At 43.5% G+C, this 15350-nt stretch carries 13 protein-coding genes; 9 read left to right on the top strand and 4 right to left on the bottom strand.

Annotated features, from left to right (window positions below):
- The first annotated feature begins 111 nt into the window (after positions 1-111).
- The 3 genes from GXP65_RS00065 to gcvP all read left to right on the top strand — a co-directional run bounded on the left by GXP65_RS00065 (position 112) and on the right by gcvP (position 4833).
- Entirely contained in the window at positions 112-1407 is a 1296-nt protein-coding gene (locus tag GXP65_RS00065) for a serine hydroxymethyltransferase (protein WP_162091664.1), read from the top strand.
- Between the two features lie 51 nt (positions 1408-1458).
- Positions 1459-1839 (top strand): glycine cleavage system protein GcvH, encoded by a 381-nt coding sequence (gcvH, locus tag GXP65_RS00060; protein WP_005431364.1) that lies wholly within the window; start codon positions 1459-1461, stop codon positions 1837-1839.
- Between the two features lie 129 nt (positions 1840-1968).
- Entirely contained in the window at positions 1969-4833 is a 2865-nt protein-coding gene (gene gcvP, locus GXP65_RS00055; RefSeq protein ID WP_162091663.1) for an aminomethyl-transferring glycine dehydrogenase, read from the top strand.
- 431 nt (positions 4834-5264) lie between these two features.
- On the opposite strand, the gene GXP65_RS00050 is transcribed toward gcvP, so the two are convergent.
- Positions 5265-5891 carry a hypothetical protein gene (locus GXP65_RS00050; protein WP_162091662.1) on the bottom strand — a complete coding sequence of 209 codons (627 nt, stop codon included), beginning with the start codon at positions 5889-5891 and terminating at the stop codon, positions 5265-5267.
- Between the two features lie 89 nt (positions 5892-5980).
- On the bottom strand, positions 5981-6736 hold the full coding sequence (locus GXP65_RS00045; RefSeq protein WP_162091661.1) for a PDDEXK nuclease domain-containing protein: 756 nt from the start codon (positions 6734-6736) through the stop codon (positions 5981-5983).
- 591 nt (positions 6737-7327) lie between these two features.
- Here GXP65_RS00045 and GXP65_RS00040 point away from each other — a divergent pair.
- Positions 7328-8770, top strand: coding sequence for a DUF3696 domain-containing protein (locus GXP65_RS00040; RefSeq protein ID WP_162091660.1), 1443 nt, complete (start codon positions 7328-7330; stop codon positions 8768-8770).
- Positions 8770-9582 carry a hypothetical protein gene (locus tag GXP65_RS00035; RefSeq protein WP_162091659.1) on the top strand — a complete coding sequence of 271 codons (813 nt, stop codon included), beginning with the start codon at positions 8770-8772 and terminating at the stop codon, positions 9580-9582. The genes GXP65_RS00040 and GXP65_RS00035 overlap by 1 nt, the downstream gene beginning before the upstream one ends.
- Before the next feature lie 49 nt (positions 9583-9631).
- Here the strand turns inward: GXP65_RS00035 and GXP65_RS00030 are convergent, their stop codons facing one another.
- Both GXP65_RS00030 and GXP65_RS00025 read right to left on the bottom strand, forming a co-directional pair.
- Positions 9632-10126 carry a YcxB family protein gene (locus GXP65_RS00030; protein WP_162091658.1) on the bottom strand — a complete coding sequence of 165 codons (495 nt, stop codon included), beginning with the start codon at positions 10124-10126 and terminating at the stop codon, positions 9632-9634.
- Positions 10127-10278: 152 nt separating this feature from the next.
- Positions 10279-10617: a helix-turn-helix domain-containing protein gene (locus GXP65_RS00025; RefSeq protein ID WP_162091657.1), complete on the bottom strand. Its 339-nt coding sequence runs from the start codon at positions 10615-10617 to the stop codon at positions 10279-10281.
- Between the two features lie 187 nt (positions 10618-10804).
- On the opposite strand from GXP65_RS00025, the gene GXP65_RS00020 reads away from it, so the two are divergent.
- From GXP65_RS00020 to GXP65_RS00005, 4 genes are all read left to right on the top strand, one after another.
- On the top strand, positions 10805-11230 hold the full coding sequence (locus GXP65_RS00020; protein WP_162091656.1) for a nuclear transport factor 2 family protein: 426 nt from the start codon (positions 10805-10807) through the stop codon (positions 11228-11230).
- Between the two features lie 250 nt (positions 11231-11480).
- Entirely contained in the window at positions 11481-12770 is a 1290-nt protein-coding gene (locus GXP65_RS00015) for an anaerobic sulfatase maturase (RefSeq protein ID WP_346265894.1), read from the top strand.
- A 154-nt stretch (positions 12771-12924) separates the two neighbouring features.
- A complete protein-coding gene (locus GXP65_RS00010) occupies positions 12925-14523 on the top strand; it encodes a sulfatase-like hydrolase/transferase (protein ID WP_162091655.1) in 1599 nt (532 codons plus the stop codon).
- Positions 14524-14565: 42 nt separating this feature from the next.
- Positions 14566-15243: a sulfatase-like hydrolase/transferase gene (locus tag GXP65_RS00005; protein WP_205455415.1), complete on the top strand. Its 678-nt coding sequence runs from the start codon at positions 14566-14568 to the stop codon at positions 15241-15243.
- The last annotated feature ends 107 nt before the right edge of the window (positions 15244-15350 follow it).

Here is a 15350-nt window from a genome sequence, read left to right as displayed (position 1 = left end):
CACTCTGTTCTGCTATGCAGTTCAGCTGTTTTGAGGACAAATGAGCCACCATCGCAATCAAACAACTATTTCTACTGCGGGTTCATTTTCAGATTTGGAAGGTCAACTACCATGAACAAGAGTTACCCTAACCACAGCTTGGAAAACTTTTTCTCTACCAACCTCTCTGCGACAGATGACGCTGTCTTTGCTGGAATTCAGGCAGAATTCGCTCGCCAAAACGAACAAATCGAACTTATCGCTTCTGAGAACATCGTTTCTAAAGCGGTAATGCAAGCTCAAGGCACATGCCTAACAAACAAATACGCTGAAGGTTACCCAGGTCGCCGTTACTATGGTGGTTGTGAGCACGTAGATACAGTGGAAGCCATTGCTATCGAACGCGCGAAAAAACTTTTCAATTGTGAATACGCAAACGTTCAACCACACTCTGGCGCACAAGCAAACGGCGCAGTAAAACTGGCACTGCTGCAACCTGGCGACACCATTCTTGGTATGTCTCTAGACGCAGGTGGTCACCTAACTCACGGTGCTCGTCCAGCACTTTCTGGAAAATGGTTTAACGCAGTGCAATACGGCGTTGACCGCGAAACACTAGAAATCAACTACGAAGACGTTCGTGAGCTAGCACTTGAGCACCAACCTAAAATGATCATCGCAGGTGGTAGTGCAATTCCACGTACTATCGACTTCGCAAAATTCCGTGAAATCGCAGACGAAGTAAACGCGATTCTTATGGTCGACATGGCGCACATCGCTGGTCTTATCGCAACAGGCGCGCACCCTAGCCCGCTTCCTCACGCACACGTTGTTACTACAACAACGCACAAAACATTGCGTGGCCCACGTGGCGGTATGATCCTGACTAACCACGAAGACATCATTAAGAAAATCAACTCTGCGGTATTCCCAGGTTTACAAGGCGGCCCACTGATGCACGTGATTGCTTCTAAAGCAGTGGCATTCGGTGAAGCCCTAGGTCCTGAATTCAAAACTTATATTGATTCAGTGATCAACAACGCAAAAGTCATGGCAGAAGTATTGCAAACTCGCGGTTGCGACATCGTAACTGGTGGTACTGACACGCACCTAATGCTGGTTGACCTTCGCCCTAAAGGTTTGAAAGGTAACAAAGCAGAAGAAGCACTAGAGCGTGCAGGCATCACATGTAACAAAAATGGCATCCCATTCGACACAGAGAAGCCTATGATTACATCGGGCATCCGTTTAGGTACGCCTGCGGGTACAAGCCGCGGCTTTGGCGCTGAAGAATTCAAACTCATTGGTAATTGGATTGGTGACGTACTGGATGGTTTGGTTAGCAACCCAGAAGGTGACGCAGAAGTAGAAAAACGCGTACGCAAGCAAGTGAAAGAGCTTTGCAGTCGCTTCCCTCTTTACCAGTAAACGATTTTTTATATCAGAATAAATCCTGACAAGTTATTTGGAGATTAAGCAATGGACAAAACACTGAAGTTTACAGATAGCCACGAGTGGGTACGTGACAACGGTGACGGCACAGCAACTATCGGTATTTCTGAGCACGCTCAAGAGATGCTAGGTGACGTAGTATTCGTTGACCTACCAGACGTGGAAGATGAAGTCGAAGCAGGCGAAAGCTTTTCTTTGGTGGAGTCTGTAAAAGCGGCTTCAGACATCTACTCACCAATCACTGGCGAAGTAGTTGAAATCAACGAAGAACTAGAAGACAGCCCAGAGCTAATCAACGAAGAACCATACGAAGGTGGTTGGATTGTGAAAGTGAAGCTTTCAGACCCATCTGAGTTGGATGACTTAAAAGATGCGGAAGAATACCTAAGCTCTATCGAAGAAGAGTAATTAGGATGAGACGAAAGCTGTCCCCTAGCATAACGATTAGTGGACAGCTTTTTTTCTAGGTTCGGACGTATAATTTATATTATCAGTAGCGTAAATCCGTTACCCGAACCAAGGAGTAGGTAAAGGACAATGACTGAATTACTTCAAAGCCTCAGCACACAAAACGAGTTCGTTGCTCGCCACAACGGACCAAACAAATCTGACCAACAGAAAATGTTGGAAGCGATCAATGCAGTAAGCCTAGATTCGCTTATCGACGAAACCGTACCAGCACAAATTCGCCTAGAGCAGCCAATGAGCTTGGCAGAAGCGAAAAGCGAAGCAGACATGCTGGCAGCGATGCGTAAATTCGCTGATCAAAACCAAATCAAACGTACATTCATCGGTCAGGGTTACTATAACACCTTCACACCAAACGTAATCCTACGTAACGTGATGGAAAACCCGGGCTGGTACACCGCTTACACTCCTTACCAACCAGAGATCTCACAAGGTCGTTTGGAATCACTTCTAAACTACCAACAAATGGTGATGGATCTTACTGGTATGGAAATCGCAAACGCGTCACTGCTTGACGAAGCAACGGCAGCCGCAGAAGCGATGACGCTTTGTAAGCGTGCGGGTAAGAGCAAGAGTGACGTATTCTTCGTTGCTGACGACGTTCACCCACAAACCATCGAAGTAGTAAAAACTCGTGCGAAATTCATCGGCTTTGAAGTCCTAGTCGGTTCTCTAGATTCACTGCCAGAGCAAGACGTATTCGGCGCACTCGTTCAATACCCAAGCACAACGGGCGAAGTTCGTGACCTAACGGACATCATCGCAAAAGCGCAAGCAAACAAAACTCTAGTAACCGTAGCAACTGACCTATTGGCTTCTGCCCTACTGAAACCTGCGGGTGAAATGGGCGCAGACGTAGCAATCGGTTCTGCACAACGTTTCGGCGTACCTATGGGTTACGGCGGTCCACACGCAGCCTTCATGGCAACACGTGACAAGCACAAGCGTACAATGCCAGGTCGTGTTATCGGTGTTTCTATCGATACTAACGGCAACCAAGCACTGCGCATGGCAATGCAAACGCGTGAGCAGCACATCCGTCGTGAAAAAGCGACATCAAACATCTGTACCGCTCAAGCCCTACTGGCGAACATGGCGTCTTTCTACGCGGTTTACCACGGTGCGGAAGGTCTGCGCACGATTGCTCGTCGTACGCACCACATGACCGCTATCCTAGCTGCTGGCCTAACGAAAGGCGGCTTCGAGCTTGCTCACAACAGCTTCTTCGACACCATCACCATCAATACTGTTGCACAAACTGAAGACCTATACGCGAAAGCACTCGCCGCAGACCTTAACCTACGTAAGTTGGGTACTCAGCTAGGTGTAAGCTTCGACGAAACCACAACCGTGGCAGACGTAGAAGCCCTATTCGCAGTATTCGGTGTGAAAGAAGAAGTCGCAGCACTATCAACGGAAATCGCAGGCAACGAGTTTGCTGCAATTCCAGAAGCACTGCGCCGCACAACAGAATATCTAACGCACCCAGTGTTCAACACACACCACAGCGAAACACAGATGATGCGTTACCTAAAACAGCTAGAGAACAAAGACTTCTCACTAACGCACGGCATGATCCCACTGGGCAGCTGTACGATGAAGCTGAACGCAGCAGCAGAGATGATTCCAGTAACGTGGCCTGAGTTTGGTTCGATCCACCCGTTCGCACCAGCAGAACAAGCAGCCGGTTACGCAGCGCTAGCAAAAGATCTGAAAGAAAAGCTATGTGAAATCACAGGCTACGACGCATTCTCACTACAACCAAACTCTGGTGCATCGGGTGAGTACGCAGGTCTTATCGCGATTCAACGCTACCACGAAAGCCGTGGCGAAGGTCACCGCAACGTATGTTTGATCCCAAGCTCTGCGCACGGTACTAACCCTGCAACAGCGTCTATGGTGTCAATGAAAGTGGTTGTGGTTAAGTGTGATGAAGAAGGTAACATCGACGTCACTGACCTAGCAGCGAAAATCGAGAAACACAAAGACAACCTATCAAGCATCATGATCACTTACCCTTCTACGCACGGCGTATACGAAGAGCAAGTGAAAGAAGTGTGTGAAATGGTTCATGCCGCGGGCGGTCAGGTTTACCTAGACGGCGCAAACATGAACGCACAGGTTGGTCTAACCACGCCGGGCTTCATCGGCTCTGACGTTTCTCACCTAAACCTACACAAAACCTTCTGTATCCCACACGGTGGTGGCGGTCCGGGCATGGGTCCTATCGGTGTGAAATCGCACCTAGCGCCTTTCCTACCAGGTCACATTGAAAACGGTGCAGACGGCGAAAACTTCGCAGTTTCAGCAGCGGATATGGGTAGTGCGTCTATCCTGCCTATCTCTTGGGCTTACATCGCAATGATGGGCGAAGCTGGCCTAACAGACGCAACAAAAGTAGCGATTCTGAACGCAAACTACGTGATGGAGCAATTGCGCCCTCACTACCCTGTTCTTTACCGTGGTACTAATGGCCGTGTAGCGCACGAATGTATTATCGACATTCGTCCACTAAAAGAAGAAACAGGCATCAGCGAAGAAGACATCGCGAAGCGTCTAATGGACTACGGTTTCCACGCACCAACCATGTCGTTCCCTGTAGCAGGTACGCTAATGGTTGAGCCAACGGAATCGGAAGATCTAGAAGAGCTAGACCGCTTCTGTGATGCGATGATCGCAATCCGTGAAGAAATGACTAAGGTTAAGAACGGTGAATGGCCGCTAGATAACAACCCGCTTGTTAACGCGCCACACACTCAAGTTGACCTAGCGAAAGATGAATGGGATCGCCCATACTCTCGTGAACTTGGCTGCTTCCCTTCTAAAGCAACCAAATCTTGGAAGTACTGGCCAACAGTAAACCGCGTAGATAACGTATACGGCGACCGTAACCTAATCTGCTCGTGCCCAAGCATCGATAACTACGAAGATTAATTTTTGTAGGTGAGGATAACTAATTAAGTTAGTTAACGACTTAATGAAGATGGTTATCTCAATGGAGTTGGTTGATTCCTAATAATTCAAAAGCGAACCTCTGCAAGGTTCGCTTTTTCTTTTAAAGGGGTGCACTGAAACAGAGCAACTCTCATGCGTCGTAATTGAAAACCATCTTTGGACAAAAGTGAGTTATAGCTTTTCAAGGACAATCTAGGATATTACAAAACCTCTTTTAGATTGGCCAAATCAACTCTCCAACGACACATCGTTGTGCCCTTCCTTCCTGCCTAGCTTTATTGATTTAATAACTCAGAATAGCTCACTTTTCCCAAAATAGGCTCTACGCCAACCAAGCAAATAGCTCACCACCAAATCTACTTGCTTGATGTGTTCATCCAAACAAAGTTCTAAACGTAGAAGTGACATGGTTAGAATCGAACTAAGTCCTCTGAAAGTTCGTTTCCAATTTCGTGAGCTTGAACTTCCAAAGCAACACAAGAGTTCCCAAATGCACTCGACGAAAGCGAAGCCTTGTAAATTAAGTCTCCAGTTTCAACATTATATAGATAGGCATCAAAAGCCAGATTTGAGGACATAGCTCTTTGTTCATAAGAAGTAGTTCTTGAATGTGCTGTACCAGTAAAATTACCTAGCTGGTCGATGCTTCCGTACATATTCGTAGTGGTCTGACTTGTGACGCCAAGCGAGTGATTTCGACCAGATGAACTGATGAGATTGATATGCAAAAAACCGTCAATTCCGTTTCCAATTAGTAACCCCTTAACTTCTGTTGTGGTATGGCTTACTAGAGGAGATATGACACTATTAACATGCGTACAACGCACGCCTTGGTCCGAAAAAGCATCGCATAGAATTTCAACAAAGCCCTCATCCCCGCGAATGCTTGAGCTCAGTACAATTGAGCTAGGGGGACGTGACAAACTACTATATGAATTTATATCAACATCAATGAGTGCGCTGCTGCATATGCTGTTGTTGACACCTGAACACCCAGCAAGAGACGCTATGAAGCAAGATAAAAGTAGTCTTCTCATATATATCCTCCTAAATGCTAGAAGGAAGTATAGCCTTATTTGAAATAGTTCATAGAGTGACCTTTGTGACAACGGTTAGATCTACATGTTTAACCAGAGTTATAGTCTGTCAGTACAAGTTGCATGTCATATTGCTTCAAAGACACTCGATTACTCATTTTGCATGCAAGGGCTAAAGATTCATCTACTTGGCCACATACAATTACTCCGCTGCATTCACGGTCTGGAAATCTCTCTTCTAGTAAGCCAAGGTACATTGCAATTTGACCGAAAACTCTAAAATCGCCGATTCCTGCTTTGAGCTCAATAGCAAGTAACTCTTTCTTTACCTTATGCTCAAGTAGAATATCTATCCTTTTACCATTTATGGCAAACTCAACTCCTTCCAATGTCTCCCCACCATAAATCTGGTATTCAGGAAATAGACCTTCTATCTGAAGAATCATAGAGGATTGCAGATCACGCTCATATGAAAGATTGAATGTTATCTCGTCTTCTGACGCTTTGCTTTCGTTATCTGAAGGTACAGATTCATCTCCGATCTCACCAGTCGTAATCGACGAGTTCAATGCCCATTCAATACGATATCTGTAATATGTTGCAACGGCATTCCTGACTGTTCCGTTTCCTTTGCCTCCAAAGTCGCTGAATTTTCCATGCAAGGAATAATCATCTTTGATCGTTCTCAACACCTCTGTGTCAACAACCCGGTACAAATCGATATTTTGTCGCGTATGGGTAGAATAGTGATGTGATATCTTATCGATGGACTGAGCATATTGATAAGCAGTATTAGGTTTTTTCTTTTCTTCTTTGACCATCCAACGTTCGAACTCTCTTCTCATTGCAAGCTCCTTTTTAAAGCAAAGATGTCCGAAAATTTTAGACCTAATTTGATATCTGCGTAGCATAAATTAAGAATTCTATGCGTCGACTTACTTAGTACGCTTGCAACAACCTAACTCCTTTCAAGAAGCGTCTGGATTGGGATAAATTGGCCAGATAACACGCGCTAGAGTGCAATCATCCGTTGTTTTAAGTTGAAAGGGGCATTTCTGAGCTAGAACTAGCCCCGTAAAGGTTGTAGTTGTCTCGGCCGCTACATTTTGAGTATATTTAGGTTGATTATAATCGAGCAAGAAGGCACAGTGCCCTTGGAAACCTTAGGTCAGAAAACTATGAATTAAAGAGCGTTGCTTACTTGAGTGTCCACTTGTAGTGCTGAAGAACAGATGGGATTTATCATGTAATCCAAGTCATTGTAAATGCCGCTTCAGGAAAATATTTAATTGATATCGACGGCAGCTATCAATAAACCAAATTCAACGATTAACAGGAAAGAAACTAGCTATCGCATTCGGTGAGAGTACCATGGAAGTCTCTGAAGAAGACATTAAAATAGTCGACCGCGTGGCTGTAGTTGGAAAAAATTTGAAATGAAAATACAGATTACGAACTTTAAAGCTATAACCAATACTCAAGAGTTTGATTTAGATAATATAAATGTTGTTGCAGGTCAAAACAGCGGTGGTAAATCAAGTCTAATCCATGCCTTGTTATTCTTAAAACAAAACATTGAAGATAGACATGAGCAAGAATCATTAAAATTCAACAAACCATTATTATCTCTTGGTCGATTTGAAGATATCACTTCAAAGCATCACAATGATGGCAATATGGAATTTTCGTTCATATTAGACAATGATGACATACAAAAAGAACCAACATATAGAAAAAGCTTAAAAGAAAAATTAAAAGATGTTAACGAAATAATATACAATATTAAGTTTGAATCAAGAAGGCAAAGCATTGGAAGCAGAATATATATAAAAAGCATTAAGCTTGAAATATTCGAGAAAGAGGATACTCCAAAGAGCATAGTATTTACCAGAACTCGTTCAAACAACTATTCAGTGACAACTTCTGAAAACTTCGACTATATATTAAGCCATTATGACGACACATTACTTAATGATATAAACATAGAAACACAATTATCCGTTGGTGATATATTGTTAGATAGGCTATTTATAACATACGAAAATGATAATGGAAGCCGATATGTTAGGATTCCAGTAATTGACCATGTAAGTAGAGTCATATCCTATAAGTTTAAGAGTATTTACTATATAGGGCCATTGAGAGAATCACCTAAAAACTACTACTACTTCGAAGATTCTGGTAGTTCATTAGTTGGAACCAGAGGTGAATTTACACCACAGTTTCTTGCTAAACATCATCACAATTCAATTGACTATTATCAAGATGGCACAGATGTAAGCACTAGTTCGACTATACTTGAGAGTACTAAATATTGGGTTTGTGACTTCTTCAATCTAGCTTCAGATATGAAACTAGACAACGATAGTAGTGGTGTTCTTTATCGTATAAATTTAACTCTACCGAATAGTTCAACTAAAGTTTCCATTAACAATGTAGGGTTTGGTATAAGTCAGATTCTCCCGATAATAGTGCAAAGCATGGCATTAGAGAAAGGTAGCACTCTTATTCTTGAGCAACCTGAAATACACCTTCACCCGACGGTTCAGGCTAAGCTATTTGATTTCATGAACGCTCTACATAAAAAAGGAGTTTCGACAATTGTAGAAACTCACAGCGACCATTTAATTACGAGAATGAGGCGAAGAGTCGCAGAGTCCGATAATGGCTTAGAGAAAATAATAAACTTAATTTTTGTTGAATTCGACAAGAATAATAAAACCACAAAATACTCTAAAATGAGCCTTGACGAGTTAGGTAATTTTAATTTATGGCCTGATGGGTTCTTTGACCAATATGACCAAGATGTTAGAGCTATTTTAAAAGCTCAAATAGTCAAAAAGAAAAAATCTAGAGCAAGCATTCAGGAAGGTAATTAATGTCACAGCTTTTTCTAGAGCCATCAACACTAATATGGGATAAAGATCATTTTGAAAACCATCCTCATCTCTATGATGACACGATAAATGACGTAATCGAATTATTAGAAGTAGAACAGCTTGGTGAATGTGAATTAATCCTTCTTCAAGATTTTGTTGACTCACTTCTAGACTACTGTCCATTCTATGAGATAAGCAATGGACATTGGTCAAATAGCCACGACTTTACGACTCAAGTAACACAAGCCATTACTAAATGGATGAGTACTGATGCAATCATAGACAGTATTGATCCTAACTGCCTATCTAATAGCGTTACTTGCGAACCAGAATTACTCCTAATCAATGATGCTATAGCTAACGTCATTAGAAGTAAGTCAAATAGTTGCTTATACTCAAAAAAAGAGTACCCGGTCGTATCTTTCAACCCTATTAACGTGTCAAATGTAACATTGAGTCTTTTAGAAGAACCGAGTCAAGTTGTGGACACAGAACCTAGGCCCATTTTCAATACTTTCAAAAAGGTCGAAAATTATCTAAGTAACAATAGATTAACTTGCGAGTTTTCTCCTAAACATCACCCAAGAACTGGATGGGGTTCTAAAATGCCACATGAAGATTTTAATATAATGCAACCACTGTTGGAGAGTTCTTCTTTTGAAGAACACAACAAACACAGAGTCAGGTATGCTTACGGAATACAAGATCAAACCTATTTCGCTTTTCGTGTAACAAACGGAATGATTTTTCACCCGTACCCCGTTGATAGAATAGAAGTACCAAACTCAGTTTTAAGAGAATTAGAACAATAACTAAAAAAGGCGAACCACTTGGCTCGCCTCTTTTGTCAGTAAGGATTTGTTAGCTCACTTTCGATGCAGCGTGCTGCTTCACCATAAACACGATAACTTCTTCATTTAAGCAAGATTTGCTGATGTATTGGCGCTGTTTACCAATATGAAGGATGAAGCCCAAATCGGTTTGTTCGATCTGGTCGATTTCTTTCCAAGCGAGGCTGCGATCGATTTTACCGCTTTTGTAGCGCACGCCATCCGCATTCACTTCAAACACCACTTTACTGCCCCGGCTTGAGCTGATGGTCTGACGCCACAGCCACCAAGTCCTTTTGAAGTAAACACTGCACGCTTCAATCACACTCAATACAATAAAGAACCAACCGACATAACCGTTAGGTAGCAGCTCGAACTCCAATAAGACCACACCAAAAATAAGAAAGAGCAATCCTTTCAAATACGCTTGTGGGAACTTAGTCGGCTGACTAGTTTGGTCATAACATTCGGCAAAGAAAGGCTTGTCGAGTATGTATTCTGTGGTGAATTCGAAATCTTTAGACATGTATGGTTACTTTAAGGTTTCTGTGAATGAGTATTCTTGGTTGCGCTCTTGCAACACCTGCATTGTAGCGCTTCTCAGACGTTATCTTTAGCAATTTTGATTCTGTTTTGTAAATCAATAATTCCGGGGTAATCCAGCAGGTAATCTCTCGCCTACTCTGCATCCCAATCATCAGCTTTTTGTACAATGAGTTCAACGACGCAAGCCAGCTCTTTACCTTTTGGGGTTAACCCGTAATTGACGGTAACTGGAATGGTGTCCTCTTGCTTTCGCCACACAAATCCATACTCAGATAACAGCTTCAAGCGCTCAGTCAGTACCTTACTCGATACCAGCGCTAGCTGTTTACGAATCTGGCCGAATCGCATCTCTTCTTGTTGCCCTAGTAACCATACAATGTGAGCGGTCCATTTTGTCGATATCAAGGTTAAGTATTTATCGACACTGCAATACCCCGCTGGCTGTACTTGATGATCCAATGTTGCCGACATCGCCCTTCCTTAATTCATGCTCTGTGATAGCAGTGTAATCAAACGCGGCATCACAAACCAATAGTTACTTATGAGTAACTAGTTACTTTTGGGAAGCTAATTTTAAATCGTAACCAACTTATCTATTGTGACTCCAACAAGGTGAAGGGACAGGTGCGACCTACGCCAGTATTAAAAGGATGACGATATGCGTTACATTTTGCTGTTTACTTATCTTGTCTCTCTTGGCTTACATGCAGAGACTCTTTATTCAAAACCACAAACTCCCTCTGAATTACATGCGTTATTTGCTCAGTACTTTGCAAACAAAGATTTGGAGGGATTAGGAACACTTTTTCATCCAGACGCGGTGCTTGTTGTAGATAAAGAAGGTAATCAAGCCAAGGGCAGAGAAGAAATTAAGCAGGTATTGAAAGGCTACATGAACGGCGATGTAGACATGCTCACGAAAAGCGTTTCTATCCATATTAACGACGACGTTGCCATGGTGCGCTCTGATTGGGAAATCTCGAATGCTTTAAAGGGCAAGAGTATACAAGGAACAGCGTTAGAGGTGATGCATTATGTTGACGGTGGCTGGGTCTATATTATCGATAACCCAAACGGTTTTTGATATCTCGCTCAAAGGTCCTTAAACAAGATCAAACAAGGTGGTGCACTTGGCTCGCCTTGTTCGTTGATAACCACCTCTTCAGCGTTTTTGTTCAATTGCAGTGTTATACGTAATCTAAAAAGCAAATTGTTTCCCCATACGCCCCACTTCAAACTCATTCAGTAACAACCCTCACCCATCATGACTTATTGACGATGTTAATTATTAGCACTACGTTTTAGTCTATGTATATTGATCGGGTTCGATCCTTATGGTGAATCAAACGATGCGCTTCGAGTCACTCAAACGCACACTAGACTGCCCTCCTCTAAAGCTTCCAATTAAGCAGAGCAACGAAACTTATCGTTTCCATACCATGATCAAACCTAGTGGCTCCCAATGTAACTTGGATTGCCAGTACTGCTTTTATCTTCATAAACAGTCCCTGCTTGATCAACCCACTCGACCCAGGCTAAGCGACCACATGTTAGAACTCCATATCAAACAGTATATAGAGGCTCAAACTGGCGATGAAGTCGTGTTTAGCTGGCAAGGAGGCGAACCAACGTTGATGGGGTTAGACTTTTTTAAGCGGGTTGTCGAACTTCAAACAAAGTACAAGAAGAAGCATCAGCGCATTGAAAACGATCTGCAAACGAATGGGATTGCTTTAAATGAGCAATGGTGTGCTTTCTTAAAAGACCACAACTTTTTAGTCGGTTTGTCTATCGATGGACCAAAAGAGATGCATGATGTTTACCGCTATAGCAAAGGAAAACATGGCAGCCACGATAAAGTAATGAGGGCAATAGCATTATTACGTAAACATGAGATCCCTTTCAGTGCTTTGTGTGTCGTCAATAGCACGAACGTTGAGCATCCGTTAGCGGTATACCGATTTCTTCGAGATCATGTGAACGCCCGAACCATTCAGTTTATTCCTTGCGTTGAGAAAACGGATTTTACTACCTGTGCTCCGAATAAGGGCTCTGAGCAAAGGCTCGTCACCAAAGATTCACCTCAATCAAAGCCGACCCACCCCGACTCTATCGTGACTTCTTGGAGCGTTGATAGCGCTAAGTGGGGTCTATTTTTAAATGCAATTTGGGACGAATGGTTCGCAAAAGATTTTGGCAAAGTCTTCGTCGATCAGTTTGAAAACTTGGTATCGATATTATTAGGGTATGGCAGCCAAAAGTGTGTGACCAGCCAGATTTGCGGTAAAAACTTGGCCATTGAGCATAATGGAGATTTGTACAGCTGTGACCATTTTGTTTACCCCGAATACCAGTTAGGGAATATCCAAGATGTTCACCAAGGCGATCTCGCATTCAGTCAACGTCAAAAAGACTTTGCTTACGCGAAGCACCAAACACTTCCTAAATATTGCAGGGAATGCCCCTTTCTTAAATTGTGCTGGGGGCACTGTCCAAAAGATCGTTTCTTATTAACGCCAGATGGCGAACCCGGCCTCCAGTACCTTTGCTCCGGCCTACAAACTTTTTATCAGCATTCTACAAAGGATTATCCATTACTCGTTTCACGGCTAAGAGAAAACTAGACCGACAAGCGATACAAAGAACAAAAACCAAAGAACAAAAAACAAATTGAACGGGAGAGCTCAACTGGCTAGACGGGTTTGAAACCAATCATCGATTAGAAGGAGATAACACCTTCTTCACGCTTTTAGTCGGTTTTTAAACAAGGAAATAATCATGAAGCACACCACAAGTCATTGGGTTACCGCATTCTCATTGCTGTTCATTTCTACGTGTTTCGTTGTGCCCAGCTTCGCGAGCACGCTATCAAGAGCGGAAGCTACCTCTAAAAATATGCAGCCTGATATTCCAAGGAAACAACAGGAACAAGAGACAGGCAAGATACTGTCTGAGCTAGCAACAAAGAACGGAAAACGTCCCAACATCATCTGGTTACTTGTTGATGATCTCGGCTATGGCGATATTGGCGGTGTTTGGGGCGGCGGTGATGTTGTGGGAGCTGCAACTCCGAACATCGACAAGCTGGCTGCGGAAGGTTTGGCGTTGACGTCGGTTTACTCTCAACCAACCTGTACGCCAACACGTTCTGCGATGATGCTCGGGCGTCTTCCTATTCGGACGGGGCTCATTCGCCCGATCCTTGCCGGTGATAAAGTCGCCGTCAATCCATGGGAAGGTGAGGCGAGCATCGGGCAACTCTTAAGTGATGCCGGATATCACACGGTACTCACAGGGAAATGGCATACCGGTGAAGAGGAAGGTATGCGCCCTTGGGAGGTCGGGTTTGATGAGTTCCAAGGCTACTATGCATCCCAAAAAGAGATAACCCAGCAGTTCGATGATAAACGCTACCCAGACCTTGTGCTGGACGAAGAAAAGGCAGCCGCGTTTAAAAAGGCGGCGGGTCATATTGACATGTTTTACGGCCAAAAAGGCAAAGGCCAAGACGTCGTTGAAGAAACGACAAGTATTGAGCAGTTTGTTCAAGCCGACCAAAAGCTGATGGACTTTACTGTCGACAAGATTAAAGCACTGTCAAAAGAGGATAAGCCGTTTTTCATTTATCACAATTTCTTAAGAGTTCATGCTGATAACTACCCAAGCAAAGAGTTTAAAGGGGCGAGTGAAAGTAAATATCCTTATAAAGACAACGTTGTCGAGGTGGATTATTTAGTCGGTGAAGTGATGAAAGCCCTTGCTGATGCGGGCATCGAAGAGAACACCTTTGTTTTCTTTACATCAGACAACGGACCACAAAGGGACACATGGCCAGATAGCGGCTATACACCATTCAGAGGGGGTAAAGCATCGGCTTGGGAAGGCGGTGTTCGCGTTCCTGGGATCGCCTATTGGAAAGGCGTCATCCAACCTCGCCACTCAACGGGCTTATTTGATTTGATGGATTTGTTTAATACCTCTTTAACTTTAGGGGGCGTTGCAATGGACACTCTCCCTTCGGATAGATACTACGATGGTATTGATCAAAGCTCGTTCCTTGTGGCTCCAAACGGTCAGAGTAAGCGTGAACATATCTACATTTGGACGCAAACCGAATTAGCTGCGATTCGAATCCGAGAATACAAAATGCACTTCCAAGCAACGCAAGAGCTCTCTGACTTTATGGGCATAGACTATTCCATTAAGCAACAAGTGGGTTTATCGCCTTGGTTGTTCAACTTGTACATTGATCCTAAGGAAGAAATGCCATTAGGACATAGGCTAAACCCTTGGCTTGCTTCCATCGCAGCGGATGCAAAAGAGCACATCAAGACGCTGAAACAATTTCCACCTAAAGACGTAGGGCTGAAGCAGTAATGTATTTGTTCGATATCCTGCTATCTCGCTAAGGAACAAGATATGAAACGTTCTCTAATAAGTATTGCCGTTGCTTGTCTACTGGCCCCTAATTCTTATGCTGAAGACCAACTTAATGACGGAAGCGTATTGCCTTTTGCTCAACCGCCGATGGAGGGAGAAGCAAAAGCACGGCTACAAGATTCGACAATGAAGTGGCCAGAACGTCCAAACTACTTACCCAATAATGCCCCTAACATCCTTATTATTCTGCTCGATGATGTTGGGTTTGGTGTTTCTAAGACGTTTGGTGGGGCTGTGGAAACCCCGACCTTTCAGCAAGTCGCTGACGAAGGCATTGTTTTTAATTCCTTTCACACGACTTCTATCTCTTCCCCTACCCGTGCCTCTTTGCTGACAGGAAGAAATCATACTCGTATCGGTAGTGGGACAATTGCAGAAAGAGCGGTAGCGTGGGATGGTTATACTGGTGTTATTCCCAAAGAAGCTGCAACCATCGCAGAAGTGTTGAAGAATTATGGTTATAAGACATCGGCATTTGGTAAATGGCATAACACTCCCGTCGTTGAAACGACCGCGATGGGCCCCAAAGACCGTTGGCCTAACGGTTATGGATTCGAGCATTTCTACGGTTTCTTAGGCGGGGAAACGAGTCAGTATGAGCCTCGTTTAACACAGAATTACGATGCTATCGAGCCCCCTATAGATACTGTCTCTTGATCACAAGTCTAGTGCTCAAGAGACATTGCGAGCTCGTAGCCTTCAAGGATGGTTTGTAGTTTAAACCATCCTTCCCAAAGCACCTTTATTGAAGCTCTACCCGTCCT

It is taken from the genome of Vibrio sp. LB10LO1, assembly GCF_010092875.1.
GTDB lineage: Bacteria > Pseudomonadota > Gammaproteobacteria > Enterobacterales > Vibrionaceae > Vibrio > Vibrio campbellii.
Note: the sequence above shows the minus strand (reverse complement) of the source record. Positions and strands in the feature narration are given on the sequence as shown.

Bases quoted from the DNA above. Each gene is read 5' to 3' on its own strand.
- GXP65_RS00065 (WP_162091664.1), top strand. From the start codon at position 112: ATGAACAAGAGTTACCCTAACCACAGCTTGGAAAACTTTTTCTCTACC.
- gcvH (WP_005431364.1), top strand. From the start codon at position 1,459: ATGGACAAAACACTGAAGTTTACAGATAGCCACGAGTGGGTACGTGAC.
- gcvP (WP_162091663.1), top strand. From the start codon at position 1,969: ATGACTGAATTACTTCAAAGCCTCAGCACACAAAACGAGTTCGTTGCT.
- GXP65_RS00050 (WP_162091662.1), bottom strand. From the start codon at position 5,891: ATGAGAAGACTACTTTTATCTTGCTTCATAGCGTCTCTTGCTGGGTGT.
- GXP65_RS00045 (WP_162091661.1), bottom strand. From the start codon at position 6,736: ATGAGAAGAGAGTTCGAACGTTGGATGGTCAAAGAAGAAAAGAAAAAA.
- GXP65_RS00040 (WP_162091660.1), top strand. From the start codon at position 7,328: ATGAAAATACAGATTACGAACTTTAAAGCTATAACCAATACTCAAGAG.
- GXP65_RS00035 (WP_162091659.1), top strand. From the start codon at position 8,770: ATGTCACAGCTTTTTCTAGAGCCATCAACACTAATATGGGATAAAGAT.
- GXP65_RS00030 (WP_162091658.1), bottom strand. From the start codon at position 10,126: ATGTCTAAAGATTTCGAATTCACCACAGAATACATACTCGACAAGCCT.
- GXP65_RS00025 (WP_162091657.1), bottom strand. From the start codon at position 10,617: ATGTCGGCAACATTGGATCATCAAGTACAGCCAGCGGGGTATTGCAGT.
- GXP65_RS00020 (WP_162091656.1), top strand. From the start codon at position 10,805: ATGCGTTACATTTTGCTGTTTACTTATCTTGTCTCTCTTGGCTTACAT.
- GXP65_RS00015 (WP_346265894.1), top strand. From the start codon at position 11,481: ATGGTGAATCAAACGATGCGCTTCGAGTCACTCAAACGCACACTAGAC.
- GXP65_RS00010 (WP_162091655.1), top strand. From the start codon at position 12,925: ATGAAGCACACCACAAGTCATTGGGTTACCGCATTCTCATTGCTGTTC.
- GXP65_RS00005 (WP_205455415.1), top strand. From the start codon at position 14,566: ATGAAACGTTCTCTAATAAGTATTGCCGTTGCTTGTCTACTGGCCCCT.